This is a genomic window from Plantibacter sp. VKM Ac-2885, assembly GCF_015351205.1.
GTDB lineage: Bacteria > Actinomycetota > Actinomycetes > Actinomycetales > Microbacteriaceae > Plantibacter > Plantibacter auratus.
The window spans coordinates 235,681-261,219 of the sequence record NZ_JADKSK010000002.1 but is presented as its reverse complement, the minus strand read 5'-3'; the positions used below and the strand labels follow the sequence as shown (position 1 = coordinate 261,219).

The 25,539-nt window shown below is 69.6% G+C and carries 24 protein-coding genes; 12 read left to right on the top strand and 12 right to left on the bottom strand.

The features are described from left to right. Positions 1 to 66 precede the first annotated feature (66 nt). The 3 genes from ITJ66_RS13795 to ITJ66_RS13785 all read left to right on the top strand — a co-directional run bounded on the left by ITJ66_RS13795 (position 67) and on the right by ITJ66_RS13785 (position 4,149). Complete coding sequence (locus ITJ66_RS13795; RefSeq protein WP_194644982.1) at positions 67 to 1,521, top strand: LLM class flavin-dependent oxidoreductase; 1,455 nt, start codon at positions 67 to 69, stop codon at positions 1,519 to 1,521. Continuing rightward, positions 1,518 to 2,744, top strand: coding sequence for an acyl-CoA dehydrogenase family protein (locus tag ITJ66_RS13790; RefSeq protein ID WP_194644981.1), 1,227 nt, complete (start codon positions 1,518 to 1,520; stop codon positions 2,742 to 2,744). The genes ITJ66_RS13795 and ITJ66_RS13790 overlap by 4 nt, the downstream gene beginning before the upstream one ends. A gap of 166 nt (positions 2,745 to 2,910) precedes the next feature. Next, entirely contained in the window at positions 2,911 to 4,149 is a 1,239-nt protein-coding gene (locus tag ITJ66_RS13785; protein ID WP_194644980.1) for an acyl-CoA dehydrogenase family protein, read from the top strand. 100 nt (positions 4,150 to 4,249) lie between these two features. Here ITJ66_RS13785 and ITJ66_RS13780 read toward each other — a convergent pair whose 3' ends face one another. The 4 genes from ITJ66_RS13780 to ITJ66_RS13765 form a co-directional block, all read right to left on the bottom strand. Continuing rightward, complete coding sequence (locus ITJ66_RS13780) at positions 4,250 to 5,632, bottom strand: LLM class flavin-dependent oxidoreductase (protein WP_194644979.1); 1,383 nt, start codon at positions 5,630 to 5,632, stop codon at positions 4,250 to 4,252. 23 nt (positions 5,633 to 5,655) lie between these two features. Further along, positions 5,656 to 7,170 carry a hypothetical protein gene (locus ITJ66_RS13775; RefSeq protein WP_194644978.1) on the bottom strand — a complete coding sequence of 505 codons (1,515 nt, stop codon included), beginning with the start codon at positions 7,168 to 7,170 and terminating at the stop codon, positions 5,656 to 5,658. A gap of 87 nt (positions 7,171 to 7,257) precedes the next feature. Beyond that, on the bottom strand, positions 7,258 to 7,659 hold the full coding sequence (locus ITJ66_RS13770) for an MmcQ/YjbR family DNA-binding protein (protein ID WP_194644977.1): 402 nt from the start codon (positions 7,657 to 7,659) through the stop codon (positions 7,258 to 7,260). A 39-nt stretch (positions 7,660 to 7,698) separates the two neighbouring features. Next, on the bottom strand, positions 7,699 to 8,112 hold the full coding sequence (locus tag ITJ66_RS13765; protein ID WP_194644976.1) for a helix-turn-helix domain-containing protein: 414 nt from the start codon (positions 8,110 to 8,112) through the stop codon (positions 7,699 to 7,701). 79 nt (positions 8,113 to 8,191) lie between these two features. Between ITJ66_RS13765 and ITJ66_RS13760 the strand changes: the two genes are divergently transcribed. Further along, on the top strand, positions 8,192 to 8,989 hold the full coding sequence (locus ITJ66_RS13760; RefSeq protein ID WP_194644975.1) for an NAD(P)H-binding protein: 798 nt from the start codon (positions 8,192 to 8,194) through the stop codon (positions 8,987 to 8,989). A 58-nt stretch (positions 8,990 to 9,047) separates the two neighbouring features. Here ITJ66_RS13760 and ITJ66_RS13755 read toward each other — a convergent pair whose 3' ends face one another. After that, positions 9,048 to 10,085, bottom strand: a complete 1,038-nt coding sequence (locus ITJ66_RS13755; RefSeq protein ID WP_194644974.1) for a DUF418 domain-containing protein — start codon at positions 10,083 to 10,085, stop codon at positions 9,048 to 9,050. A gap of 79 nt (positions 10,086 to 10,164) precedes the next feature. Then, entirely contained in the window at positions 10,165 to 10,407 is a 243-nt protein-coding gene (locus tag ITJ66_RS13750) for a hypothetical protein (RefSeq protein ID WP_056011014.1), read from the bottom strand. Between the two features lie 38 nt (positions 10,408 to 10,445). Between ITJ66_RS13750 and ITJ66_RS13745 the strand changes: the two genes are divergently transcribed. Continuing rightward, complete coding sequence (locus ITJ66_RS13745; RefSeq protein WP_194644973.1) at positions 10,446 to 10,937, top strand: MarR family winged helix-turn-helix transcriptional regulator; 492 nt, start codon at positions 10,446 to 10,448, stop codon at positions 10,935 to 10,937. A 27-nt stretch (positions 10,938 to 10,964) separates the two neighbouring features. Here the strand turns inward: ITJ66_RS13745 and ITJ66_RS13740 are convergent, their stop codons facing one another. After that, positions 10,965 to 12,347, bottom strand: a complete 1,383-nt coding sequence (locus ITJ66_RS13740) for an MFS transporter (protein ID WP_194644972.1) — start codon at positions 12,345 to 12,347, stop codon at positions 10,965 to 10,967. A 142-nt stretch (positions 12,348 to 12,489) separates the two neighbouring features. Between ITJ66_RS13740 and ITJ66_RS13735 the strand changes: the two genes are divergently transcribed. From ITJ66_RS13735 to ITJ66_RS13705, 7 genes are all read left to right on the top strand, one after another. After that, on the top strand, positions 12,490 to 13,761 hold the full coding sequence (locus tag ITJ66_RS13735) for a hypothetical protein (RefSeq protein ID WP_194644971.1): 1,272 nt from the start codon (positions 12,490 to 12,492) through the stop codon (positions 13,759 to 13,761). A gap of 122 nt (positions 13,762 to 13,883) precedes the next feature. Further along, positions 13,884 to 14,111, top strand: coding sequence for a hypothetical protein (locus tag ITJ66_RS13730; RefSeq protein WP_194644970.1), 228 nt, complete (start codon positions 13,884 to 13,886; stop codon positions 14,109 to 14,111). A gap of 415 nt (positions 14,112 to 14,526) precedes the next feature. Continuing rightward, the gene (locus ITJ66_RS13725) at positions 14,527 to 15,507 is read left to right on the top strand and encodes a MetQ/NlpA family ABC transporter substrate-binding protein (protein WP_194644969.1); all 981 of its coding nucleotides are present in this window, start codon (positions 14,527 to 14,529) and stop codon (positions 15,505 to 15,507) included. Between the two features lie 100 nt (positions 15,508 to 15,607). Next, the gene (locus tag ITJ66_RS13720) at positions 15,608 to 16,747 is read left to right on the top strand and encodes a methionine ABC transporter ATP-binding protein (RefSeq protein ID WP_194644968.1); all 1,140 of its coding nucleotides are present in this window, start codon (positions 15,608 to 15,610) and stop codon (positions 16,745 to 16,747) included. After that, positions 16,740 to 17,405: a methionine ABC transporter permease gene (locus ITJ66_RS13715; protein ID WP_071260563.1), complete on the top strand. Its 666-nt coding sequence runs from the start codon at positions 16,740 to 16,742 to the stop codon at positions 17,403 to 17,405. The genes ITJ66_RS13720 and ITJ66_RS13715 overlap by 8 nt, the downstream gene beginning before the upstream one ends. Next, positions 17,402 to 18,583 (top strand): acyl-CoA dehydrogenase family protein, encoded by a 1,182-nt coding sequence (locus tag ITJ66_RS13710; RefSeq protein ID WP_194644967.1) that lies wholly within the window; start codon positions 17,402 to 17,404, stop codon positions 18,581 to 18,583. The genes ITJ66_RS13715 and ITJ66_RS13710 overlap by 4 nt, the downstream gene beginning before the upstream one ends. Next, positions 18,580 to 19,779: an acyl-CoA dehydrogenase family protein gene (locus ITJ66_RS13705; RefSeq protein ID WP_194644966.1), complete on the top strand. Its 1,200-nt coding sequence runs from the start codon at positions 18,580 to 18,582 to the stop codon at positions 19,777 to 19,779. Before ITJ66_RS13710 ends, ITJ66_RS13705 begins: the two co-directional genes overlap by 4 nt. Positions 19,780 to 19,887: 108 nt before the next feature. Here the strand turns inward: ITJ66_RS13705 and ITJ66_RS13700 are convergent, their stop codons facing one another. From ITJ66_RS13700 to ITJ66_RS13680, 5 genes are all read right to left on the bottom strand, one after another. Continuing rightward, the gene (locus ITJ66_RS13700) at positions 19,888 to 20,817 is read right to left on the bottom strand and encodes a carbohydrate ABC transporter permease (protein ID WP_194644965.1); all 930 of its coding nucleotides are present in this window, start codon (positions 20,815 to 20,817) and stop codon (positions 19,888 to 19,890) included. Then, the gene (locus ITJ66_RS13695) at positions 20,810 to 21,754 is read right to left on the bottom strand and encodes a carbohydrate ABC transporter permease (RefSeq protein ID WP_370582658.1); all 945 of its coding nucleotides are present in this window, start codon (positions 21,752 to 21,754) and stop codon (positions 20,810 to 20,812) included. Before ITJ66_RS13695 ends, ITJ66_RS13700 begins: the two co-directional genes overlap by 8 nt. After that, complete coding sequence (locus tag ITJ66_RS13690; RefSeq protein ID WP_228501925.1) at positions 21,751 to 23,085, bottom strand: sugar ABC transporter substrate-binding protein; 1,335 nt, start codon at positions 23,083 to 23,085, stop codon at positions 21,751 to 21,753. The genes ITJ66_RS13695 and ITJ66_RS13690 overlap by 4 nt, the downstream gene beginning before the upstream one ends. A 23-nt stretch (positions 23,086 to 23,108) precedes the next feature. Further along, positions 23,109 to 24,341, bottom strand: coding sequence for a Gfo/Idh/MocA family protein (locus ITJ66_RS13685; protein WP_194644964.1), 1,233 nt, complete (start codon positions 24,339 to 24,341; stop codon positions 23,109 to 23,111). Between the two features lie 274 nt (positions 24,342 to 24,615). Beyond that, positions 24,616 to 25,404, bottom strand: coding sequence for a DeoR/GlpR family DNA-binding transcription regulator (locus ITJ66_RS13680; protein WP_079706484.1), 789 nt, complete (start codon positions 25,402 to 25,404; stop codon positions 24,616 to 24,618). Positions 25,405 to 25,539 lie beyond the last annotated feature (135 nt).

The following is a 25,539-nucleotide window of genomic DNA, read 5'->3' as shown; positions in this document are numbered from 1 at the left end:
TCGTGCTGGACGGCGCCGTGATCGCCGTCGGACCCAGCCTCGACGAGACGACCCGGTGGTATCCCTGTGAGCAAGCGCATCATCCTCAACGCGTTCGACATGAGCTGCGTGACCCATCAGGCGCCCGGCCTGTGGAAGCACCCCGACAACCAGGCGCACCGCTACAACGACATCGACTACTGGATCGACCTCGCCAGACTCCTCGAGCGCGGCACGTTCGACGCCCTGTTCATCGCGGACGTCGTCGGCATCTACGACGTCTACCGTCACTCCTCCGCGCCCGCGCTCATCGACTCGGCGCAGCTGCCCGTCGGCGATCCGATCATCCAGGTGTCGGCCATGGCGAAGGCGACTGAGCACCTCGGCTTCGGCGTCACCGTCGCGTCCACCTACGAACTGCCGTACGCCCTCGCCCGCCGCTTCTCGACGCTCGACCACTTCACGAAGGGTCGGGTCGGCTGGAACGTCGTCACCTCCTACCTCGACTCCGCCGCCCGCAACCTCGGCCTCACCACCCAGATCAAGCACGACGACCGGTACGGGATCGGCGAGGAGTTCCTCGACGTCACCTACAAACTGTGGGAGGGCTCGTGGGAGGACGACGCGGTCGTCATCGACCGGGAGAACGGCGTCTACACCGACCCAACGAAGGTGCACCCCATCAACCACCGCGGCGAGCACTTCCAGGTGCCCGGCATCCACCTCTCGGAACCGTCGCCGCAGCGCACCCCCGTCATCTTCCAGGCCGGCGCCTCGGCCCGCGGTCGCCAGTTCGCGGCCACCCACGGCGAAGCGGTGTTCATCAACGGGCTCGTCCCGGAGCTGACCCGCAAGACGACCGACGACATCCGCGACCGCGCCGAGGCCCTCGGACGCCCGCGCGACAGCGCGAAGATCCTCACCCTCGCCACGGCGATCGTCGCCGAGACCGACGAGGAGGCGCAGGCGAAGTACGAGGAGTACCAGCAGTACATCTCGCTCGACGGCGCCCTCACCCTCTACGGCGGCTGGTCCGGCCTCGACCTCTCGTCCTTCGACCCCGACAAGCCGCTCAAGTACGTCGACACCGACGCCGCCCGCTCGGCGCTCGCGATCTTCACGCTCGCCGACCCGGAGCGCGAGTGGACGCCGCGCGACATCGCCCACTACATCGGCATCGGCGGCATCGGGCCGGTGTTCGTCGGCAGTGCCGCGACGGTCGCCGACGAGATCGAGCGGTGGATCGACGTAGCCGGAACCGACGGCTTCAACCTCGCCTACGTCATCACGCCCGGCACCTTCGAGGCCGTCGTCGACCTGCTCGTGCCCGAGCTGCGTCGCCGCGGCCGGGTCTGGGACGAGTACCCGGAGGGGACGCTGCGCGGCCGGCTGAACGGCACCGGCTCCCCCGTCGTGCCCGAGTGGCACCCGGCCCACCGCTACCGCGGCGCCTACGTCGGCCAGCCGTCCGCAGCCGACGACACCGCACCCTCCCTCTTCGACACCGACAACGCCTACGCCACTGAAGGGGCATCCGCATGAGCATCACCGATATCTCCCCGGGGCGCACCCACTGGTCCGGCACCGCCGACGACGCCGAGCTCGCGCACTGGGACGCCGTCGCCTCCGAGGTCGCCACCAAGCTCGCCGTCGACGTCCTCGAACGCGACCGCGCGAACCTCGACCCCACCACTGAGCTCGACCTCCTCCGCGAATCGGGCCTCGTCAACCTGCTCGACCCCGCCGAGTTCGGTGGCGGCGGTGGGCACTGGGAGAGCGCCTTCCGGGTCGTCCGCATCCTGTCGCGCGTGGACGCCTCCATCGGCCAGCTGCTCGCCTACCACTACATCAACGCAGGCAACATCGGCTTCACCGCGGACCCGGCCACGCAGGCCGAGTGGCACCGCAAGACCGTTGAGGGCCGGTGGATCTGGGGCGACTCCGTGAACCCGACGGACCCCGATCTTTCGCTCACCCAGGACGGCGGCGCGTTCCGCCTCAACGGCCTCAAGCGCTTCTCGACGGGAGCCTCGGCCGGCGACGTCATCCTCGTCAACGCGGTCGTCCGCGGTGGCGACCACGACGGCACGATCTTCCAGTTCGTCCTCGACCACGACCGCGCGGGCATCACCTACCTCGGCGACTGGGACGCGCTCGGCCAGCGGCTCTCCGCGTCGGGTTCCGTGCGGTTCGAGGACGTGCTCGTCGAGCAGGCGGACATCCTCGGCACTGTCGGCGACGAACCGTTCTCCTCCCTCGTGACGCCCGGCATCCAGCTCGCGTTCGGCAACCTCTACCTGGGCATCGCGGAGGGCGCGCTCGCGCAGGGCACCGAGCTCGTCCGGGCGCGGAAGAACGCCTGGTTCCTCAGCCACGCCGAGACCTACCGCGACGACCCGTTCGTCCAGCGCGTCGTCGGCGAGTTCGTGTCGTCGATCGCCGCCGTCGAGGCGCTCGCCGACCGCACGAACGCCCGCTTCGACCGCATCATCGAGCGGGGAGCGGACGTGACCGCGGAGGACCGCGGCGCCATCGCCATCGAGATCGCCAAGCTCAAGGTCGTCTCCACGGAGCTCGGCATCGAGGTCGCGAACCGCATCTTCGAGGTCACCGGCTCCAGCTCGGCGAAGGCCTCCGTGGGGCTCGACCTGTTCTGGCGGAACGTGCGCACGCACTCCCTCCACGACCCGGTCGACTACAAGAAGCTCGAAGTCGGCGCGAACCACCTGAACGGCGAGCTTCAGCCGATCTCGCTCTACACCTAGGCCTTCGCGCCACTCCCGCCCTTCGACAGGCTCAGGGACCGAAGCCCAGCGGCTCAACCCAGTCGCCGAGCACCTCCACCGGTCCCTGAGCACCTCCACCGGTCCCTGAGCCTGTCGAAGGGCCCACCGCCCGACCAGCCCACCGCCGCCTCCGGAACGGAACCAGATGACCTCCGCACCCACCACCACCGCCCGCCCGGTCGGCTTCGCGGCCACCCGGGAGCTGCTCCTACCGCTGTTCGCCGAGATCCAGGCCGGCGCCGTGGAGCGCGAACTCGAGCACCGGCTCCCGCGCGAGGAGGTGCGGAAGCTCGCCGCCGCCGGCTTCGGCGCACTCCGGGTCCCCGCCGAGTTCGGCGGTTCGGGGCTCACCTTCCCGGAGTTCACCGAGCTCCTGATCGAGCTCGCGGCGGCGGACTCGAACCTCCCGCAGATCTTCCGTGGGCACATCGCCCTCGTCGAGGACCAGCTGGTCGCGGCCCCCAGCGACCGACGGACCGCCTGGCTCGAGCGCTTCGTCGCCGGTGAGATCGTCGGCAACGCCTGGAGCGAGGTCGGCTCCGGCGCACTCGGCGTCTCCGGAACGGTCGTCACCGAGCGCGACGGCCGCTACGTCGTGAACGGCCGTAAGTTCTACACGACGGGCAGCATCTACGCCGACTGGACGGACGCGACCGCGCGACTCGTCGTCGAGGGCCAGCCCGACACCGAGGTCACCGTGCTCGTCCGCACGAACCAGCTGGGCGTGACGATCGCCGACGACTGGGACGGCTTCGGGCAGCAGCTCACCGGCACGGGGACGATCGTCTTCGAGGACGCGGTCGTCGACGCCGACCAGCTGCACCCCTTCACCGATCGGTTCCGCTACCAGACCGCGCTCTACCAGCACGTGCTCATCGCCGTGCACGCGGGGATCGCGGCGGCGGTCGAGCGCGACGCCGGGGAGCAGATCCGCGCCCGTACCCGCGTCTACACGCATGGTCTCGCGCCACTCGTGAAGGACGACGGGCAGATCCAGGCGGTCGTCGGCGAGATCTCGTCGATCGCGTTCGTCGCGAAGCAGACCGTCCTCGGGGTCGCCGCGGCGATCGAGCGGGCATCGGAGACCGCCGCCGACCGCGATTCCGCGGACGACCTGCAGGCGAACATCGAGGCCGAGATCCGCTCCGCCCAGGCGCAGGTGGTGCTCTCTGAGCTGGTGCCGCGCGCCGCGACGCTGCTCTTCAACACGCTCGGCGCCTCGGCCGTCAGCCGCACGAGCGCGCTCGATCGCCACTGGCGCAACGCCCGCACGGTCGCGTCGCACAACCCCGTGATCTACAAGACGCGGATCGTCGGCGACTGGTCCATCAACGGCACGCCGCCGCCCTTCGTCTGGGCCGTCGGCACGGCCAAGCCGGAGTAGGCCCCGCGGCACGAGGACAGGACAGCCGCACGAGAGCAGGACATTCCGCGTCGAAACGTCCGGTTCTCGGGCGGATGTCCTGCTGCCGAGCGGGCTGGGTTCAGCGGCCGGCGAAGGCGCCGCGGTACGCGCGCAGCGGGTGCGTCTCCGGGAGGGTGGGCTCCGCACCGAAGAGCTTCTCGCGGAGCGTGCCAGGCGCGTACTCGCGCTGAGCGAGACCGCGCTCCTGCAGCACCGGCATGACCTCGTCGACGAAGACCTCGTAGGAGTGCGGGATCATCCAGTTGGCGACGTTGATCCCGTCGATCCCGGCCGCGCGCCACTCGGCCAGGTGGTCGGCGATCTGCTCCGGCGTCCCGACCACGCGGCCACGCAGCTTCGCCGTGAGCTTCGCGAGGTCGCGGACGGTCGGCTCGCGGTCCGGCGAGAGGGCCTTCAACGCCTCGAGCATGCTGTGCCCGCCCTGGGTCTCGACGTCCTTGAGTGGGGTGTCCGGGTCGATCGGCTTGCCGGTCGCCTGGTCGGTGCCGAGGTTCGAGTGCGCGAGGAACGCGTCGGCCGACAGGAGGTCGTCGTACTCGGCCTCGATACGCTTCGCCTCCTCCTCGGTGCTGCCGACGATGAACGACATCGCCTGCCAGAACTTGACGTCGCGCGGGTCGCGGCCGGTCTCGGCGACGAGCGCGCGCGTCGACTCCGCCGACGCCCGCGCCGCCTCGATGCTGGGCGCCATCATGAACTGCACCTCGGCGTAGTTCGCGGCGAACGCCTTCCCCGCGCCGGACGAGCCTGCCTGGAACAGGAGCGGCGATCGCTGCGGCGACGGCGACGACAGGTGCGGGCCTTCCACGCGGTACCGTTCGCCGACGTGGTCGATCCGGTGCACCTTGGTCGGGTCGGCGAAGACGCCGCTGGTCTTGTCGGCGAGGAGCGCGCCGTCGTCCCACGACCCCTCCCAGAGCTTGCCGACGACCGCCACGTACTCCTCGGCCCACGCGTACCGCTCGTCGTGCTCGACGAGGCGGTCGAGCCCGTAGTTGCGCGCCGCGTTCTCGAGAAAACTCGTGACGATGTTCCAGCCGACCCGCCCACCGGACGCATGGTCGATCGTCGAGATCTTCCGCGCGAAGGTGAACGGGTGCTCCTGCAGGATCGACGAGGTGAACGCGAGGCCGAGGTGCTCGGTGCTGATCGCCAACGCCGACAGCAGCATCGACGGGTCGTTGCTCGGCAACTGCATGCCCTCGCGGGCGTTCACGTCGAAGGACGCCCCGGCACCGCCGTAGACCCCGACGACGTCGGCGAAGAAGATCGTGTCGAACCGGCCCCGCTCGAGCGTCTTCGCGAGGTCGACCCAGAGGTTCACGTCGTCGAAGGTGTGCTGCTTCGCGTCCGGGTGGCGCCAGAGGCCGTGCTGCATGTGCGAGCCCGTGTTCATCACGAAGGCACCGAACTGGAGGCGGGAGGACTGAGCGGCGGTCATCCCCTCACGCTACCGGCAGGGGCTCAACCGAAGGTGCCCTCGAGGTACACGTCGCCGTCGGGGCCGATCGTGTGGATCTGGTACTCGGCGGGGTACCCGGATGGGCTCGTCCCGGCAAGCGCCGGGTCCCGGAGGATCGCGTCGATCGCGGCTGCGGCCTCAGGGGTCACGTGGTTCACGTAGAGCTTCGGCTGTGCTGTGAGCTCGAACTCCGCGTTCGGGTTTGCGACGACGACCCCGACGATCGCGTCGACCATCGCCGTGCTCAGCTCGAGCGGGTCGAAGACCATCGAAAACCGTTCGGGGACCGAGACGTAGGCTCCGTCGGGGGCGATCTCGGCCAAGGCGGCGACGACGCCCGGCAACGCTGCGATCGAGGAGACGGTGATCGCCGGCCGATCGCCCGTGATGACCATCTGGACGCCGAGCGCCTCCGCGCGCAGCAAGCGATCCACCTGGGTGGTCAGGGTGCCCGCCGGGAACTCGGAGGGGACGAGCTGCAACCGCCAGGGCGCCGCTTGTGGGTCATCGGCGGCCAGGTCGGTGCCGCTCGACTCGCGGGCCATGACGACCATGACGATCGCGGGCTGGATCTCGGCGGCCTGTGCTGCAGCGGCTTGCTCCTCCGAGACCTGCCGCGCAGCCTGAGCTGCTGCGAGCACCTCGTCGGCGCCGGCGTCGGCGGCCATCAGGACGGTCGCCCCCGCACCGACGACCTCGACGGACGCCACGCCGTCGAGCGGTTCCAGGGCCTGCGTGAACGCCGCGGCCTCCCCGCCGATGGGCGGACCGACCACTGGCTCCAGCGCGGGCGGGCGGAAGAGTCCGATCGATCCGGCGACGACTGCGACCGCGAGGACGGCACCGAGGATGAGCAGGAACCGACGCCGTCCACCGCGGTCGGCGAGCGTGGCGAGGCCGATGACGGCCGCGACGACGAGCAGGATCGGCAGCCCGTAGACCACCGCCAACCACACGATGGTCCCGAAGGAGGTCCAGCCCACGAGCCATGCTGGCGAGTTGCCACCGGTGATCCCGAACGCTGCGATGACGCAGATCACGAGGCCGACGACGGCCACCGGCACAAGCCCGAAGAACGCACCGAACCCGCGGGACCTGGCCCATCGTCCGCCGAGCTCGGTCGCCGGCTGCACGAGGAGGAGCACGACCGCGAGGGCGAGCCAGAGGAAGGATCCGATGGTGCCGAGGACGCTGTACCACTCCCCTGCCGGCGAGAAGGAGACGGCGTCGGACCAGGTCGCCGGGTTGGGGCCTCCCGTGATCCGGTACCCGTCACCGTCGCGGTACTCCATCTGTCGGGCGAGGATCCCCCACGCGGCGATGACACCGACGACGACGGAGACCACCACGGTCGTCGATGCTGCGAGCACGGCGCTGCGCAGCAGGTAGGCGCTCGTGCGCGGGTGGCGCGCGAAGCGGCTTCGGAGCCCTGCTCGACCGGTCGGCGCCGGACTGCCGGACGGCGCCGCGTCAGGCTCGGCATCGGCGATCCGCATGCCGGATCCGTCGTCGCTCACAGCTCCCCGTCCTCGAACCGCAGCGCGCGGCTCCCCCGCTGGTCAGTCTGGCATGGTGCCGTCCGTGGGGCGAGGTCGCCGCCTTCGTCAGAGCGCGTCGAGCGCGCGGAGCTGGCGTTGGAGGGCGACCTGCCTATACGAGGTGTCGATGAGTTCGGCGATGAGCGCCCAGTCGACGTCGTCGAGCGTGCGGCTGTCGTCGCCGTCGAGGCCGGCGTCGAACGCGAGCTTGCCCGACGGGCCGTCGTACTTCGGCGACCAGAACCGGTCGTCATCGAGCCAGGCGCCGCGCTCCTCCTCGGCGGGCGTGAACGTGATGCTGTGCGGGATGCGCATCTCCGACCCGACGGTCACGAACACGCGCTTGCCCGCCTTGAACCGCGGGCGTCCGTGGCCGAACGTCTCGACCGCCTCCGGATAGGCGAGGCAGATCCGCCTGACGCGTTCGACGAAGGGGTCGTCGGGATCATGCACGATCGGATGTTCCATGTGCTGACGCTACTCCCCGCCGGCGTCACGCGACAGCGATCACCTGATGCGGTGCCCCGGGCGGGCGGCGTCGTACGCCGAACGCGACGCCGCGATCGCCGGTCGCTGCTCGAGCGACCAGTCGGCGAGCGTCTTGACGAGGTGCGAGAGTCCCGCACCAGACGAGGTGAGGGCGTAGGACACCTGCGCGGGAACCGTCGGGTACACGGTCCGGTCGACGAGGCCGTCACGTTCGAGTCTGCGGAGGGTCAGCGTCAGCATGCGTTGGGAGATCCCGTCGATCGCCCGCTGGAGCTCGCGGAACCGGCGGTCGCCCGACGCGAGCTCGACGACGACGAGGACCGACCAGGTGTCGCCGATGCGGTCGAGGACGTCCCGGATACCGCAGTCCGGGTGGTCCTCCTTGCCGCAGGGTTCGAGGTCGGCGGTTACCGCGGTGTGCGTGAGTGACATGGAAGTGCCTTCTTGTGGGGCCGGAACAGGGGACGCAGACTCGTCCGAGTCATCAATCCGAACACCGAAAGGCCCTGAAATGATCCTCGTCACCGGAACCACCGGCCAACTCGGCGGCGCGATCCTCGATGCACTCACCGTCCGTGGGGCCGCACCGCTCGCGAGCAACCGCAGCGGACAGGACGGCGCGCGACGGATCGACTTCGACGACCCCGACACCGTCTCCTTCGTCGGCGTCGACACGCTCGTCCTCGTATCGGCGGGTGAAGCCGAGGACGACGTCGTGATCGCCCGACACGAGACGGCGATCACCGCGGCCGAACGGGACGGAGTACAGCACGTCGTGTACACGAGCCTCACCTCGGCCGGAGACCACCTCGCGTTCGCGCTCGCGCACCGGTGGACCGAGCGTCGGCTGCAGCACAGCGGCCTGTCCTGGACGATCCTGCGGAACGGCCTGTACGCCGAGCTGTTCGGGTCGCTCCTGGCGTGGTCGGGCGACTCGCTCGGTTCGGCGTTCGGCGACGGGGCGCTGGCCGCGGTCGCACGAGCCGACCTCGCCGAGGCCGCGGCCGTCGTCGCGATGTCCCCGTCGGACCACGTCGGTCGCAGCTACGACCTCGTCGGCGAACCGATCACGGCCGCGCAGGTGGCCGCTCGGCTGGGCGTCCCACTCCACACCGTCTCCCTTGCCGAGCAGCGGACGGCGCTGGCCGACGCAGCGCTCAAGCCGTTCCAGCCCGCCATGCTCATGTCGATCTTCACCGATGTCCGGCACGGATTCCTCGACGGCGCGGGTGACGATCTCCGGACGCTGCTCGGACGCGAACCGGCCGACGCGGTCGCAGTCGCCGCCGCCTCACTCCCGCCCCGCTGAGTCGCCCGGAACTGCACGAATCCGAGCAGAAAGCTCGCAGTTTGGGGCGACTCAGCACTCAGGCGGCCGGCAGCGCAGCGCCCCGCAGCGGGACGACGCGACGCCAGGTGGCCATCCGCCAGACCCACTCGACCGGCCCGTAGCGGAAGTGCCGCAGCCAGACCCGGCTGAGCACCGACTGCACCGCGATGAGCGCGAGCGCTCCGACGCTCACCGCGGCCAGGTCGTCGATCTCCCGGAAGGGGACGAGCAGCCCGACGACCGCGAACACGGCGCTCGCAGCGAGGTAGTTGGTGAGCGCCATGCGGCCGAGGGGTTCGAAGACGGCAGCGAGGACTCGACGCACCGGCGTCTGCCAGAGCAGCGCGAATCCGGTGACGTACACGACGGCGAGGATCCCGCCCGCGATGCCACCGGCGGTCGTGAACCGCGGATCGCCGGGCTCGGTGGTCTGCCAGACGATGGCCGGGACGGCGAGGGCCGTCGCCACGAGGAAGGTGATCCACACGGGCCGCCCTCCGGCGTCGAGCACCTTCGGCAAGCCGTACGCCGCCGCCCCCGCACCAGCGAGGAACAGTCCGGGCAGAGTCGCGAGCCCACCGCCCGTGAGCGCGTAGGCGGCGATCGTGAGCACGACGCCCAACCCGAGCAGCGCCCAGCGCGGCAACCACAGCATGAGGGGGAGCATGAGGATCCCGCAGATCGCGTACTCGCGGAGGATCTCGCCCGGGTAGAGGAACCCGTGCGCGATGCCGATCACCGCCAGCGCACTGAACCGCAGCAGCATCGGCACGAGCGCGCCGGTGCCGCGACGGCGGGCGCCCTGGATCACGAGCATCGCGCTCAGCCCGAAGAGGAAGGCGAAGATGGGGACGAACCGCGTCTGCACCGCGAACTCGAGCACGGTGTCCATGAGCGTGGACTGTCGCTGGTCGAACGGGATATCGCTACCGAGCCGGGTGATGTCGGGGACGTTGACGAAGAGGATGCCGACGAGCGCGAACCCGCGGAGGGCGTCGATGAGGTGCCAGCGACGCGAGGTGGTATCGCCGGTGGACGGAACCGGCGGCGTTGAAGAAATGTTGACCTGAGGCATATCACCAGTTCAGCAGGTGTGGCGGAACCCCGCATGCACCTGGAGGATGACGTCCTGCCACCCGGGGTGGAGATCACCCTCAGGCGGCGGGCGCCTTCGGGCAGTGCAGCTGCGTGCGCGGACCGGTCGTGCGGTCGACGATGTGCTCCGACATGGCGTGGCCGCAGATCGGGCACCCCGATTGCGCGGACGGCGGCAAGGGCTCCTCGTTGTAGGGACCGAGGGGCGGCGGACCGAGCACCTTCCACATGCGGCCGTTCACCCAGCCGTACAGACCACCGGCCTCGCGCACGGACTCCCGGAAGGATCGTTTCTCGCTCATATTGATGAGTGTACTAATCATTTGGGTACGATGGGACCGTGACCGCCAACGAATCCACCACCGTCGCCACGGCCGACGACCTGCTCCAGCTCGAGAACCAGGTCTGCTTCGCGCTCGCCGTCGCGTCGCGCAGCGTCATCTCGCTCTACCGACCGATCCTCGAACCACTCGGCCTCACCCATCCGCAGTACCTCGTGATGCTCGCGCTCTGGCAGCACAGCCCGCGCTCGGTCAAGGACCTCGGCGGAGCACTGCAGCTCGAGCCGGCGACGTTGTCCCCGCTCCTCAAGCGCCTCGAGACCGCCGGGCTCGTCCGACGCGACCGCAGCCGACTCGACGAACGCGTGCTCGACGTCTCGCTCACCACCGCCGGCCGTGAGCTCCGCACCCAGGCGGAGGCCATCCCGCATCGGGTCATGAACGAGCTCCGGATGGACGCCGAGCACCTCACCCAGCTCCGCGAGATGCTGCACGCCGTGATCGGGGCAGCCACCACCGCGCCCGCCGTCACGGGTGGCGACCCGCGCTGACTGAGGGCTCGCCGTCCGGCGAGGTCGTCAGGCCGGCGACGAGGTCGCCGTCTCCGACGCGGTCGCGGTCCGCGGATTCCGGATGCCGACGAACGACACCACGCCGCCGACGAACATGAACACGGCGGTCGCCAGGATCACCCGTGGGAACCCGTCGACGCCGAGCGCGCCACCGGCGATGATGCCGACCAGGGCGATCGATACGAGGCCGGCCACGCGCGACACCGCGTTGTTGACCGCCGATCCGATGCCGGCATGGGCCGGGTCGATCGATCCGAGGATGCCCGCGGTGAGCGGCGCGACCGTGATCGCGAGGCCGAGACCGACGAGCAGGATGCCCGGGAACAGCTGTACCCAGTAGTTCAGATCCTGCTGGGCACCCATCATCAGCAGGAAGCCGACGCCGGCGACGATCGGCCCGATCGTCATGAACAGCCGTGGCCCGTGCGTGCCGGCCAGCTTGCCAAACCACGACGACAACGCGAGCATGACGAGCGTCGGCGGCAGCGTCGCGATGCCGGCCAGCGTGGCGCTGAAGCCCGCCGTCTGCTGGATGAAGACCGCGATGGCGAAGAAGCCGAGCGAGAGAGCGCCGTAGATGAAGACGGTCGCGATGTTGCCGTAGCCGAAGTTCCGCACGCGGAAGAGCGACAGCGGCAGCATCGGATCGGGGTGGCGGCGCTCCCACCAGAGGAACGCGACGAAGGACACGACACCGCCGATGAGCGGCACGAGCAGCATCGGGCTCGACCAGCTGTAGCGCTCCTGCTCGATGAGCGCGAAGACGGGACCACCCAGCCCGACGGCGCCGAGCACCGCACCGACAACGTCGATACGCGGGCGATGTTCGGGTTCGGGTACGCGGTCGGTGCGCATCATGAGCCACAGGGTGACGAGGATCGGGATGATGTTGATCGCGAAGATGAGGCGCCAGGACAGCGTGTCGACGAGCACGCCGCCGAGCAGCGGGCCGGTGATGCCCGCGGCCCCCGTCCATGCCGTCCAGGTGCCGATCGCCTTGCCCTGCGCGACGCCGCTGAACGTCGAGATGATGATGGCGAGCGAACTCGGCACGAGCAGCGCAGCCGCGCCGCCCTGGAGCAGCCGCGCGATGATGAGCACCTCGGCGGTCGGCGCGACCGCGCACAGGATCGAGGTGACGCCGAATCCGATGAGCCCGATGCGGAGGATGCGGATGCGCCCGAACGCGTCGGAGAGCGAGCCCGCGAGCAGGATGAGCGACCCGAGGGTGATCAGGTAGGCGTCGACCACCCACTGCTGCACGATGAGGCCGCCGCCGAGTTCCTTCGTCATCGCGGGGAGCGCGACGTTCACGACCGAGCCGTCGAGGAACGCCACGAACGAGGAGAGGATCGCGATCGTGAGCACGAGGCGCTGCTGGCGGGTCATGGGTTCAGGGTAGCCCCGCGGACCGACGTGCCGAGCGTGATCCCGAGGAAGCTCGACAGCCGTCGAAACGCCGTCGACGACCGACGTCCGACGCCACGTCCTTCCCAGCCGATCCCCGTTCCGCGTTCGTAGACTGGAGCCCATGGACGACCTGTGGTGGCTCCCCTCGCTGATCGTGTTCGGGGGCGTCGGCATCATCGTCTGGTTGCTCGTCACCCTGCTGCGTCGGCGCAACCCGAAGACCCCCGTCGCCTCCATCGACGACCTCCACCGCCGCGCGGGCATCGCCCTCGTCCGCACCGACGACGCGGTCCGCGAGGCCGAGGACGAGGTCGGATTCGCCGAAGCGGAGTTCGGGCGCGAAGCCGCCCGAGGGTATGCGGCCGACGTCGCCTCGGCACGCTCGGCGCTCGGGGAGGCGTTCCGGCTCCGTCAGTCGCTCGAGGACGAGATCGCCGACACGGAGGCGCAGCGCCGCGCCTGGAACGAGCGGATCATCAGCGTCTGCGAGGACGTCGAGCGCACGCTGAGCGCCCGACTGCGCGGCTTCGACGAACGCCGTGGCGCGGAGCGATCGGCGCCCGAGCTCCTCGACCAGCTCGAGCGACGCATCGACCGCGCGCGCGAACGACTCACCACCACCGGCCTCGCGATCGCCTCGGCCGCCGATCGCTATGCGGCGAGCGCCGTCGAGGACGCGCGGGTGCTCCGCCGGACCGCGCAGGACGCAGTCGACCAGGCGACGGCCGATGCGGCGACGACGAAGGATCGGATCGACACCGGCCGGCCGGCCGCCGCGGCACTGCACGCCCTGGGGCGCGAGCTGCAGCAGGCGGAGGACCGGCTGGACGCCGTCGAGCGTTCGCTCGCGGGCATCGCTGCAGCGGAGACCGAACTCGCCGCAGCGGGGCGGGAGCTCCGCACGGTGATCGCCGAAGCGGAGGCGTTGGGCGCGGCGGTGGAACGCGCGGAGACGGCCGCCGTCATCGCGGCTGCCGTCGAGCGGGCGAACCGTGCGCTCCTCGAAGCGGAGTCGACCACGTCCACGGACGGCGACCGCGTCCTGCCCGATCCGGTGCGACGTCTGGAGGCGGTTCGCGCCGCCGACATCGATCTCGACGCCGCCCTCGCGACCGCCCGGAGCGCGCAGCAGCGCCTCGACAACGCTCGCGAGGCGCTGCGCGGGGCACTGTTCACCGCGGACAGCAACATCCGCGTCGCCGTCGACGTCATCGCCGCGCACCGAGGGAGCGTGGGTGCCGACGCGAGAACGCGCCTCGCCGAGGCACAGCGGCAGCTCGCGCTCGCGGAGGCGGCGGCGGTCGACGATCCGGTCGAGGCGCTCGACGCCGCCCGCCGGGCCTCGCGGATCGCCCAGGACGCGGACGCATTGGCCCGGTACGACGTCGGGTGACCCTCGCCACCTGACGAGTGGAGGCCGACACTCAGCATTCATGTTCTAGAATATGAGAACCGCTGTCGCGACGTACTCACCGTCATCGCGAAGCCCTCGCCGCCGACTCCCGAGAGGACCCCGTGCCCAGCTCGTCCGCGCGCCCGCCGCGCTCCGCGTCCCCGATCTTCACGACGCTCACCCACGGGTTCGACGCGCAGGCGGCGTCCTCTCCTCCGGAACAGACCCGCCTGGCCGGAGCAACGACCCAGCACGGGTCGCCGCTCGCCTCGGCCGACTGCCCCATCTTCGATCAGCTCGCGGGCCGACGCCTCGCCCGCCGCCGGAGCAACGTCGTCCACCCCGCCTGACCCCGCCCTTCGACAAGCTCAGGGACCGGTAGAGGCGCGCGCAGCGAACACGGTCGCTACGTTCCGGATTCGGCCACGGGCCTCCGGATTCGTTCGCTGAGCCCCAGCCCCGGTCATTGAGCCCCAGCCCCGGTCGCTGAGCCCCAGCCCCGGTCACTGAGCTTGTCGAAGTGCCCACCACCCTTCGACAGGCTCAGGGACCGGAGGAGGAACTCAGGGACCGGATGAGGCGCGTGCAGGGATCCAAGGTGCGCAGTGCCGCAGTGTAGGGACGATCGCCCGTCCGCGCAGCACGTTTACGTTTCATCTCGAACGGTGACGGTCGGCGGTAACGCAACGGGCGTCCCTCCGCCTGCCTGTGGAAACTGGCTCCGTGCACGCACCAGTGCACCCACAGACAGAGCCGAGGACCATCATGAGTGAGCACACGGGACCAGAACCGAGCGAATTGCGGGCGTCGATCGCCTCCGGCAAGCGGAAGCGCCGGAACCTGCTGATCGGCGGTGTCGCGGTCGTCGCCGTCGCAGCGATCGCCGTCGTCGTCTCCGTGGTCGTCGGTGGCCAGAACGGGGCAGCCGACGCGGCGACCGGTTCCGGTGCGCCCGCCGAGCGCCTCAGCGTGAAGATCGCGGTGTCCGAGGACACGCAGTTCCAGGACGCCGTGAAGGAGGTCGCCGCCGAGAAGGGCCTCGACGTCGAATGGGTGAACGTGAAGGACTGGGTCCTCCCCAACACCGAACTCGTCGCCGGCACCGTCGACGCGAACGCCTTCCAGCACATCCTCTACCTCTCGGCCTTCAACGCGGAGAACGACGCCGACCTGACGCCGGTGTTCTCGACCGTCATCACCCAGTGGGGGATCTTCTCGAAGACGCTCACCGACGTCGGGGACCTCGCCGACGGCGCGCGCATCGCGATCCCCGACGACCCGTCCAACGGCGGCCGTGCCCTGAACATCCTTGCTGCGGCCGGACTCATCGAGATCGCAGCGGACGCCGGGAACTTCCCGACCGTCGAGGACGTGACCGCGAACGACAAGAACCTCCAGTTCGTGCCGCTGCCGGCGACGAGCATCCCGCAGCAGTTCGACGACCCGTCCCTCGCAGCCGTCGTCGTCGGGACCTCCTACTTCGACCCGAGCCAGGGCATCACGAAGGACGACGCACTCTTCCTCGACGACTCGCTCTCCGAAAAGAACCTGCCCTACGTCAACGTCATCGCCACCCGCGAGGAGGACAAGGACAACCCGGCCTGGAAGATCCTCGAGGACACCTACGCCGACCCGCGCGTCGCCGAGGCGCTCGACGACGAGTTCGCCGGGAACTCGATCCTCGTGAAGGTGCCGGTGAAGGACCTCCGCGACAAGCTCGCCGAGCTCCAAGCCGAAGCCGAGTAGGACGACGGCGGCCGGTCATCGCCTCCCGCGATGACCGGCCGCCACCACGCAGTGGCCGTCCGGGGTCTCCCGGACGGCCCTCCCGCGAGAGGAGCAGGTGATGAACACAGCAATCGTCTTCGAGGACGTCAGCAAGACGTTCGAGGTGAAGGGCCGTGCCTTCGAGGCGCTGCGGCACGTCGACCTGACGGTCGAGCGGGGCGAGATCTTCGGCATCGTCGGGTACTCCGGCGCCGGGAAGTCGACGCTCCTGCGCACCGTCAACGCCCTCGAGCGGCCGACGAGCGGGCGGGTCATCGTCGAGGGCCTCGAGATCTCCGCACTCGCCGGGCAGGCGCTCTACGCCGCGCGTCAGCGGATCGGCATGATCTTCCAGCAGTTCAACCTCCTGGAGTCCCGGACCGTCTACAAGAACATCGCCTACCCACTCAAACTCGCGAAGGTGCCGGACGCCGAGATCCTCGACCGCGTCGAAGAGCTCCTCGCGTTCGTCGGGCTGAGCGACAAGGCGCTCGCCTACCCGTCGCAGCTCTCCGGTGGGCAGAAGCAGCGGGTCGGCATCGCCCGCGCCCTCGCCACCCGCCCCGAGATCCTCATCTCCGACGAGGCGACCAGCGCCCTCGACCCGCAGACGACCGGCGAGGTCCTCGAGCTCCTCCGGCGGGTGAACGAGGAGTACGGCGTCACGATCCTGCTCGTCACCCACGAGATCGACGTCATCCGCGAACTCGCCGACCGGGTCGCCGTCATGGAGGACGGCGAGGTGGTGGAGCAGGGCAGTGTGTACGAGGTGTTCTCGGCACCACGCACCGCGACCGCGCGACGCTTCGTCTCGTCGGTGCTCCACCACATCCCCTCCGACGAGGTGCTCGCGAAGATCCGGGCGGTGCACCACGGGCGCCTCGTCCAGCTGCACGTCGAGGACCGCGACACCAACCACCCGTTCCTCTCGCGGGTCGCCCGCGACAACGACATCGACTTCAACGTCGTGTTCGGCGGCGTCGACGAACTCCAGGGGCGACTGTTCGGCAGTCTCACGGTCGAGCTGCTCGGACCGGACGACCGCGTGGACGCCGCCATTGCGGGGCTCCGAGCCACGGCGACCGTCACCGCGATCGACCCTGCGCCCGCCCTTCGACAAGCTCAGGGACCGGGCGTGGGGCAACACGGACCGATCGCCGCCGGGCACGAACCGCTCGCCGAGGACCCCGACTCCCTGAAGGAGCACACCCATGCGTGACTTCGATCCCGACGCGTTCTTCCCGCGTCTCCTCAAGGCCATCGGGGAGACCGGCCTCATGGTCTCCGTCTCCTTCGCCGTCGCGACGGTCATCGGGATCCTGCTGGGCCTCCTGCTCTATGCGAGCCGGCCCGGCAACCTCCTGCAGAACCGCGTCGTGTTCGGCGTCCTGAACTTCATCATCAACGTCATCCGACCGGTGCCCTTCCTCATCGTCGCGATCGCGCTCATCCCGCTCACGCGGCTCGTGTTCGGCACCGGCCTCGGACCGCTTCCGGCGACGATCCCGCTCATCCTCGTCGCGAGCGTCGCCATCGGGCGCGTCTCCGAGTCGAACCTCGTCGCCGTCTCACCGGGTGCCATCGAGGCCGGCGCGGCCATGGGGGCGAGCCCTGTGCGAGTGCTGTTCACGATCGTCGTACCCGAGGCGCTCGGCCCACTCATCCTCGGACTGACCTACATCCTCGTCGCCCTCGTCGATGCGACGGCCGTGGCCGGGGTGCTCGGCGGCGGCGGCCTCGGTGACCTCGCCATGACCTACGGCTACCAGCGGTTCGACTGGATCGTCGTCGGACTCGTCGTCGTCACGCTCGTCCTGCTCGTGCAGCTCGCCCAGTTGCTCGGCAACGTGCTGGCGAAGCGGGTGCTGCACCGATGAGCACCGACGATTTCGACTCGTTCCTCTCCTCCATCCGCGGCGGCGCCGTGTCGCGTGAGGCCGACCGGCGCCTCCTGTTCGACGAGGTCGCCGAGCTCAAGCACCTGGGCTTCGCCGCTGCCAGAGTGCCCGTCGCGTCCGGCGGCGGCGGGCTCACGCTCGAGCAGCTGTTCGCGCGGCTCATCGCACTCTCGGCGGCGGACTCGAGCCTCGGGCACGTCTGGCGCGGACACATCCTGTTCGTCGAGGCGCTGCTCGCTTCGCCCGACGCCGCCTATCGGGAGCACTGGTTCGCCCGGCTGAGCGCCGGCGACCTCGTCGGGAACGCGCAGTCGGAGCGGCACGCGACCGCACACCTCGAGACCGTCCTCGACCGCGACGGCGAACTCCTCACGGTGACCGGCACGAAGTACTACACGACCGGCAGCATCTACGCCGACTGGATCTACCTGTCCGCGCTCGACGGGACCGACCGCGTCGCGGTGACCGTCTCCGCGCACGATCCAGGCACCCGCTCGGTGGACGACTGGGACGGCTTCGGACAGCCGTTGACGGGAAGCGGGACGACCACCTTCGACCGCGTGGCGGTCGACCCGCGCGACCTCGTCGTCCACAGCAGCGACGCGGCGGGGTGGCACCGGACGGGCGCCCTCCAACAGCTCATCCTGCTCGGTGTGGTGGCGGGCATCGCGCAACGTGCCCTGGAGGACACCGTCGATTACGTGCGGGCCAGGCGACGGACCGTCGGCCACGCGGGCGAGCACCTGCCACGCGAGGATCCGCTCGTGCAGTCGATCGTGGGCCAGCTGAGCAGCGTCGTGCATACGGCCCGCGCGCTCGTCCTCGCGTCTGCTCGGACCCTGGAGGAACCGGCCACCGATCCCGACGCCGCGCGTTCGGCGCTCCTGGAGGTCTTCCGCGTCCAGCAGGTCGTCCTCCCCCTCGTCCTCGATGCGCTCAGTCGCCTGTTCGAGGTCGGTGGTGCCTCCGCCGTCGGCCGGTCCTACGCGCTGGACCGGCACTGGCGGAACGTCCGGACGATCGCCTCCCACAACCCCGCCGTGCAGCGTTCGGCGGCACTCGGGCAGTTCGAACTCAACGGCACCCTGCCCGAGTGGCAGGCTCCGGGGGCGCGGCCCGAGACCGAGCCCGTTCCGGCGGATGGGGAGCAGGCATGACCGAGACGGCGACGATCGACCGCGACCTTGCGCAGCGCTTCGGGCCGCTCTTCGACGAGCTCGGGCGGGACGCCGTCGAGCGGGAACGCGAGCGCCGGCTGCCGTATGCCGAGGTGGAGGCGCTGCGGGAAGCGGGCTTCCCCCGCGTGACGCTCCCGCGACGGTACGGCGGCGAGGAGGCCACGCACGGCGAGCTGTTCGGGCTGCTCGCCGAGCTGGCCAGACGCGACCCCAACCTCGCGCAGCTGTTCCGATCCCACTTCTCCTACATCGACCGCACCCTGCACGCGCCGGCGTCCGCGGACCGCGAGGCGCGCCTGGCCCGGTTGGCCGACGGAGCCATCGTCGGCAACGCGAGCCACGAGCGGTCGACCGCGAAGGTGGGCTCGCTCGCCACCCGGCTCACCGAGACGCCGGGCGGTCTCCGACTGAACGGGACCAAGTTCTACAGCACGGGCACCCTGTTCGCCGACCTCGTCGGGGTCGCCGCCGAACAGGAGGGCGAGTTCGTCTCGGTGCTCGTGGAGACGGAGGCCGCGGGTGTCGATCGGATCGATGACTGGACCGGGTTCGGACAGCGACTGACGGGCAGCGGCACCACCGTCTTCACGGAGGTCGCCGTCGACGCGTCGGCGGTGACCCGGCGCGAGCCGGAGCGCCCCTCGCACGGCGGAGCGTTCGTGCAGTTGGTCTTGCTGGCGGCGGTCACCGGGATCGGCCGCGCCATCGTCGACGACGCCGGTGCGTTCGTCCGGACCCGGACCAGGACCTACAGCCACGGCGCGGCGTCGACCGCCCAGGCCGACCCGATCGTGCAGGAGGTCGTCGGTGAGCTGTCGGCGAAGTCGTTCGCCGCCGATGCCGCACTGACCGCCGCGACGACTGCACTGGAGCGTTCGAGCGCGGCGATCCTCGGTGCCGACCCGGATCTCGTGCAGGAACGGATCGCCGCCGTCGAACTCGCGACGGCGCGCGCGCAGCTGGTGATCCTGCCCGCCGTGCTCGATGCCGCGACCGCCCTGTTCGACGTGGGCGGTGCGAGCGCCGTCGAGACGCACCGGGCGCTCGACCGGCACTGGCGGAACGCCCGCACGATCGCCTCGCACAACCCGTCCCGCTTCAAGGCCAGGGCGATCGGCGACCACGTCGTGAACGGGACGCCGATCGCCTCCTGGTGGAGCACCGGCGAGGCCTGACGCCCCGCTCCCCTCGGTCCCTGAGCTTGTCGAAGGGCAACCCGGTCCCGCCCTTCGACAGGCTCAGGAACCACCCTTCGACAAGCTCAGGGACCACTTGTCGAAGTGCTACTTCAGCCCGGAGAACGCCAGCCCGTCGATCACCCGGCGCTGGAGCACGATGAACAGGACGAGTACCGGCGCCATCGCGAGGATCGACGCCGCCATCATCACCGGGTAGTCCGTCGTCTTGTCGCTCGAGAGCGTCGCGAGACCGGCGGCGAGCGGCATGGAGTTGGCGTACGTGGACACCACGAGCGGCCAGAGCAGTTCGTTCCACGACCACAGCACGGTCGTGATCGCCAGGACGCTGATGCTGGGCCTCGCGAGCGGCAGCATGATCTTCCAGAAGATCTGGAAGGGCCCGGCGCCGTCGATCCGCGCCGCCTCCTCGAGCTCGGTCGGCAGGTTCAGGAACGCCGTCCGCATGAGGAAGGTGCCGAACGCGCTGAACAGGCCGGGTGCGACGATGCCGAGCGTGGTGTTCAACCAACCGAAGCCCTGCACGATCTGGTACTGCGAGATGAGGTACGCCTGCGACGGCACCATGAGGATCGACAGCGTCACGGCGAGCAACACCGCGCGCCCCCGGAACCGCATCCGCGCGAACGCGTACCCCGCCATCGTGCAGAGGACGATCTGCGCGAGCGTCCTGATGACCGTGATGACGATCGACGTGCGCAGCTGATCGAGGAACGGGAGGCGCTCGAACACCGCGGCGTAGTTCTGCCACTGCAGTTCGGCCGGCCAGAACGTGGGGACCACGCTCTGCACCTCCGCGTTCGTCGACAGCGACATGATGATCTGCCAGATGAACGGGAACGCCATGATGAGGCCACCGACGCCGAGCACGATGTGGGCGACGACGTGCGACCCGCGCCGCTGGCCGGGCCGACCGGCGTCGCGGCGTCGCGCAGACGCGGCGGACGGACGACCCGAACCCGGAACGGTGACGGCACGGGTGGTGAGCGGTGCTGTGGCCGTGAGTTGCTCAGTCATTGTTGACCCATCGTTTCTGGAGCCGGAACTGGAGGAGCGTCACGAGTCCGATGATCAGGAAGATCACGATCGCGATCGCCGCCGCATACCCCTTGTCGTTCTGGACGAAGCCCTGGTCGTAGAAGAAGTAGACGAGCGACATGCTCTTCGGGAGCACCGGGTTGGTGCTGCCGAGGATCGCGTACAGCAGGTCGAAGAGCTGGAAGCTCGAGATGACCGTGATGATCGTGACGAAGAAGATGCTCGGGGTGAGCAGCGGCACCGTGATCGAGCGGAACTGCCGCCACCGGGTCGCGCCGTCGAGCTCCGCCGCCTCGTACAGCTCCGGTGCGATGTTCTTGAGCCCGGACGCCAGGATGATCATCGAGAAGCCGAGAGACGACCAGAGGCCGACGATCGCCACGGCGAACATCGCGGTGCCCGGCGTACTGATCCAGTAAGGGCCGTCGACACCGACGAGCGACAGCGTGTAGTTGAGGATGCCGAAGTCACCGTTGAAGATGATGCGCCAGACGATGGCCACGGCGGTCGGCATCGCGACGTACGGCAGGAAGAAGAGCACCCGGTAGAAGCTCGCGAACCGGAGCCCCGGGAGGTTCAACAGGCTCGCGAGGTAGACGGCGATCGGGATGCCGAGGAGCACCACCGCCGTGTAGATCAGCGTGTTGCCGAGGGAGGAGTAGAGCCTCGGATCGGCGAACAGCCGGACGTAGTTCTCGATGCCCGTGAAGGTGGTGCCGCCGAACACGCCCCACTCGGTGAACGAGTAGTAGGCGGTCTGGATCATCGGCCAGATGAAGAAGACGCCGATGCCGGTGAGGAGCGGGAGGACGAAGACCCACGGCCAGGCACCGTCGCCGCGGGCGGCACCCCGCCGGGCCGCTCTCGGCGAGGAGAGCGGCGCCGACGGGGTGCGCAGCACGGTCTGACCGGTCACTTCTTGGCCAGCGCGGCGTTCATCTGCTCGGCGAGATCCTTCGCCACGTCGGCGACCGGCTTGTCGCCACTGAACGCGTCGGGCAGGAGCTCGACCTCGAGCGCGTTCCACGCGGCGGTGTTCTCCGACACCGGCAGTGGCTTCGCGTAGTCGAGGGCGTCGAGGAAGACCTGCAGGTTCATCGTCGGGTAGGAGTCGACGAACGACTGCTGCGTGCCGGTGAACGCGGGGATGACGGCGCCGAGGTCGCCCTGCTGCTGCTGGGCCTCCTCGCTCGCCAGGAACACCTGCAGCGCCTGTGCGGCCTGCTTGTTCTTGCTCGCCGATGCGACGACGTTGGAGACACCGTGGATGACCGTCGCCTGCTCCTCGCCGGTCGGCAGCGGGAAGGCCTGGGCGGTGGCGGCGACGTCGGACTCGCCGACGAGCGGACGCAGCCAGCTGCCACCCCAGTACATGGCGAGTTTGCCGGAGGTGAACCACTGGTCGGCCGGCGTGTCAGTCAGCTGTTGGATGCTGGGTGATGAGCCGTTCGCGATGAGGTCGGTCCAGAACTGGAGCCCTTCCTGGGCCTCGGGGCTGTCGTACTCGGACTCGGTCTGGTCGTCGTTGATGACCTCGCCGCCGGCCTGCAGGATCGTGTTGTAGTAGGTGGTCTGGCCGTCCATGCCGCCGGCAGCGCCGTAGACACCCTGATCCTTCAGCTTCGTCGAGATCTCCTGCGCGGCGGTGTCGAAGTCGTCCCAGGTCCAGCCGTCGGCGGGCAGCGCGACGCCGGCCTGCTCGAAGAGGGCCGTGTTGACCCAGACGCCGATCGTGTCGAAGTCCTTCGGCACGCCGTACTGGGTGTCGTCGAGCGAGTACAGCTCGTTCAGTGCCTCGGGGTAGTTCTTCGGGTCGATGTCGCCCGCCTTGACGGCGCCGGTGATCGGCTCGATCTTGCCGTTCGCCGCGTAGACCTGGAAGTTCGGGCCGTTCAACCAGAAGAGGTCGGGCAGGGTGTCGCTCGAGGCCTGCGTCTGGAGCTTCGACCAGTACGAGGCCCAGGGTGTGACGTTCACGTTGACGGTGATGTCGGGGTAGACCTTGTTGAAGGCCTCGATGTTGGCGTCGATCGCCTCGACCTGGGCCTGGTCCCAGACGCCGTAGGTGATCTCGGCCTTGAGGTCCTTCGGAGCGGCGGCGTACTCGCCACCGGTGGCGCCCCCGCCACCGGTGCTGCAGCCGGCGGTGAGCGCGGCGGCGGCGAGGAGGCCGATGCCGCTGAGGACGGCACGGCGGCGGTTGCGACCGCCGGGTGCGGTGTTGCGGTTCATGAACGGCGAAGGCATGACTGGAGTCCTTTCGAGGTGCGCTACCGGGCGGCGGCGTCGAGGGAGTGCGGTGCGGTGCTGGCGGTGAGGGAGGAGAAGTACTCGACGAGTGCGGGGTCGAGTGGCGGGACGTCGAGCGGGATCGAACCGTTGCGGAGCGAGTGGGCGGCGAGGGCACCGGCGGCGACGGCCTGGCGTGCGGCGACCGGCGACAACGTGGTGGGGGTGCCGTCGGCGACGAAGGCGAGGAACTCGTTCATCGTGTCGAGGTCGGCGTCGGCATGGCCCTCCTCGACGCCCGCGATCGGGTACTCGACGTCGCCCTCGGTGCTCCAGGTGCGACGACGGTTCCAGACCTTGACGGTGCCACCTGCGGTGTCGCCGATGTTCTCGAGCCGACCGTGCGTCCCGATGACGGTGTAGTTCCGCCAGTAGTCGGGCGTGAAGTGGCACTGCTCGTAGCTGGCGGTGATCCCGTGCTCGAGGGTCATGAGCATCATCGAGACGTCCTCGACGTCGACCACGGGGTTGAGGCCGCGCTGCGCCTCGGGCGGCCAGTTGTCGTAGGAGAACCAGTCGGCCATGGTCTGGCCGCTGCGGTCCTCGTGGTCGTCGATGTCGCCGTAGACCGCGAGGTCGCCCATCGCGACGACGCGCTGCGTGTACGCGCCGGCGAGGAAGTGGACGACGTCGATGTCGTGGCTCGCCTTCTGCAGGAGCAGGGTGTTCACGCGCGAGCGGTCGGCGTGCCAGTCCTTGAAGTAGTAGTCGCCGCCGTTGCCGACGAAGTGGCGCACCCAGACGGACTTGACCGCGCCGATCTCGCCGCGCTCGATGACCTCGTGCATGAGCCGGACGACGGCCGCATGCCGGAAGTTGTGACCGACGTAGAGCGGCGTCCGCGACTCGTAGGCGGCCTGGAGGACCGCGTCGGCGTCGTCGAGCGTGATCGCGAGCGGCTTCTCGAGGTAGACGGCGATGCCGGCGCGCAGCAGGTCGACCGCGATCTCCTTGTGGGTCCAGTCGGGCGTCGTCACGATCGCCGCGTCGACACCGCCCTCCGCGATGAGCGCCTCGTGGGAGTCGAAGACCTCGATGTCGTCGCCGAACAGCTGCCGCGACCGACCGCGACCGATCTCGGTGGTGTCGACCGCCGCGACGACCGATGCGGACGTGGGGCTCGTGGCGACGTGCTCGGCGATGTAGGCGCGCTGGCCGGTGCCGATGACGGCGACCCGGAGGCCTTCGGGGGTGGTGGCTGGTGCAGTGCTCACTCGATCACATCCGCTTCCTTGCGTGAAGTTGATTCATATCATGCCAAAACGATCATGAAATGACAATAGGCGATCACAGCGCTGACGCAAGTGCGGAGCGGCCGATGTGGAGAGGTTTTACCGCGCGGAAACATGGGAGCGGGGTCGCACTTCGACAGGCTCAGTGACCGGAAGGCGGCTCAGCGACCAGCAGGGCGGCTCGGTGACCGGAGTGCGGCTCGGCGGACGGGATGCGGCGCGGTGACCGGGATGCCGCGCGGCGACCGCGGAGGGCTCAGGCGGCGATGATGAGCTCGACGCCGGCTGCGGCCAGGGCGTCGGCCAGCGTCGGATCCACCGGCTGGTCGGTGACGAGCACGTCGATGCGGTCGAGCGGGCAGATGCGGGCGAAGGTCGCCTTCGTCATCTTGGTGCTGTCGGCGACCACGATGACCCGCTTCGCGACCTTGACGAACTCCTGGCTCACCGAGGCCTCGCCCTCGTGGAGGGTGGTGGCGCCGAACTGCGCACTCAAGCCGTCGACGCCCAGGATCGCGACGTCGAGGGCGATCTCGGCGAGCGCCCCCGCGACGAGCGAGCCCACGAGTTCGTAGGACTGGCGTCGTGCGACGCCGCCCGTCACGACGATCTTCACGTGCGAGCGCACGGACAGTTCGAAGGCGATGTTGAGCGCGTTCGTCACGATCGTGACCGAGGCGTCGCCGTCCGAACGGACGAGGTGCTCACTCCGCCCGATCACCCGCGCGACCTCACTCGTGGTGGTGCCGCCGTTGAGTCCGACGGCGTCGCCCACGTTGATCAGGGCCGCCGTGGCCTTCGCGATGGCCATCTTGGCATCGGCCTGGCGGGCGATCTTGTACTGGAGCGGCAGCTCGTAGCCGGTGCCGAGGGCGGCGGCACCGCCGTGGGTCCGCGTGACGAGTCGCTGTTCGGCGAGCGCCGTCAGGTCGCGGCGGGCGGTGGCCGCGGAGATGCCGAGCGCTTCGCCGATCTCGGCGATCGTCACGTTGCCGCGTTCGCTCACGAGCTCGAGCAGGGCGTTGAGTCGCTGTTGCTGCGTCATCTGTCCTGCTTTTCCGGTCGGGTCGGGCGTACTGTGACCATCATATGGGCGCCCAGCCAGCGCCTGTCTGATTGATTCTGACGATTTGCACTGGTATCGATCAGATTCGATCCGGTATGGTTGCGGCAACGCATC

Excerpts from the sequence above, each read along its gene's own strand:
- ITJ66_RS13710 (WP_194644967.1), top strand. The coding sequence starts at position 17,402 with ATGAGCACCGACGATTTCGACTCGTTCCTCTCCTCCATCCGCGGCGGC.
- ITJ66_RS13765 (WP_194644976.1), bottom strand. The coding sequence starts at position 8,112 with ATGTCACTCACGCACACCGCGGTAACCGCCGACCTCGAACCCTGCGGC.
- ITJ66_RS13715 (WP_071260563.1), top strand. The coding sequence starts at position 16,740 with ATGCGTGACTTCGATCCCGACGCGTTCTTCCCGCGTCTCCTCAAGGCC.
- ITJ66_RS13770 (WP_194644977.1), bottom strand. The coding sequence starts at position 7,659 with ATGGAACATCCGATCGTGCATGATCCCGACGACCCCTTCGTCGAACGC.
- ITJ66_RS13725 (WP_194644969.1), top strand. The coding sequence starts at position 14,527 with ATGAGTGAGCACACGGGACCAGAACCGAGCGAATTGCGGGCGTCGATC.
- ITJ66_RS13740 (WP_194644972.1), bottom strand. The coding sequence starts at position 12,347 with ATGACCCGCCAGCAGCGCCTCGTGCTCACGATCGCGATCCTCTCCTCG.
- ITJ66_RS13705 (WP_194644966.1), top strand. The coding sequence starts at position 18,580 with ATGACCGAGACGGCGACGATCGACCGCGACCTTGCGCAGCGCTTCGGG.
- ITJ66_RS13700 (WP_194644965.1), bottom strand. The coding sequence starts at position 20,817 with ATGACTGAGCAACTCACGGCCACAGCACCGCTCACCACCCGTGCCGTC.
- ITJ66_RS13790 (WP_194644981.1), top strand. The coding sequence starts at position 1,518 with ATGAGCATCACCGATATCTCCCCGGGGCGCACCCACTGGTCCGGCACC.
- ITJ66_RS13785 (WP_194644980.1), top strand. The coding sequence starts at position 2,911 with ATGACCTCCGCACCCACCACCACCGCCCGCCCGGTCGGCTTCGCGGCC.
- ITJ66_RS13755 (WP_194644974.1), bottom strand. The coding sequence starts at position 10,085 with ATGCCTCAGGTCAACATTTCTTCAACGCCGCCGGTTCCGTCCACCGGC.
- ITJ66_RS13735 (WP_194644971.1), top strand. The coding sequence starts at position 12,490 with ATGGACGACCTGTGGTGGCTCCCCTCGCTGATCGTGTTCGGGGGCGTC.
- ITJ66_RS13780 (WP_194644979.1), bottom strand. The coding sequence starts at position 5,632 with ATGACCGCCGCTCAGTCCTCCCGCCTCCAGTTCGGTGCCTTCGTGATG.
- ITJ66_RS13760 (WP_194644975.1), top strand. The coding sequence starts at position 8,192 with ATGATCCTCGTCACCGGAACCACCGGCCAACTCGGCGGCGCGATCCTC.
- ITJ66_RS13720 (WP_194644968.1), top strand. The coding sequence starts at position 15,608 with ATGAACACAGCAATCGTCTTCGAGGACGTCAGCAAGACGTTCGAGGTG.
- ITJ66_RS13690 (WP_228501925.1), bottom strand. The coding sequence starts at position 23,085 with ATGCCTTCGCCGTTCATGAACCGCAACACCGCACCCGGCGGTCGCAAC.
- ITJ66_RS13750 (WP_056011014.1), bottom strand. The coding sequence starts at position 10,407 with ATGAGCGAGAAACGATCCTTCCGGGAGTCCGTGCGCGAGGCCGGTGGT.
- ITJ66_RS13680 (WP_079706484.1), bottom strand. The coding sequence starts at position 25,404 with ATGACGCAGCAACAGCGACTCAACGCCCTGCTCGAGCTCGTGAGCGAA.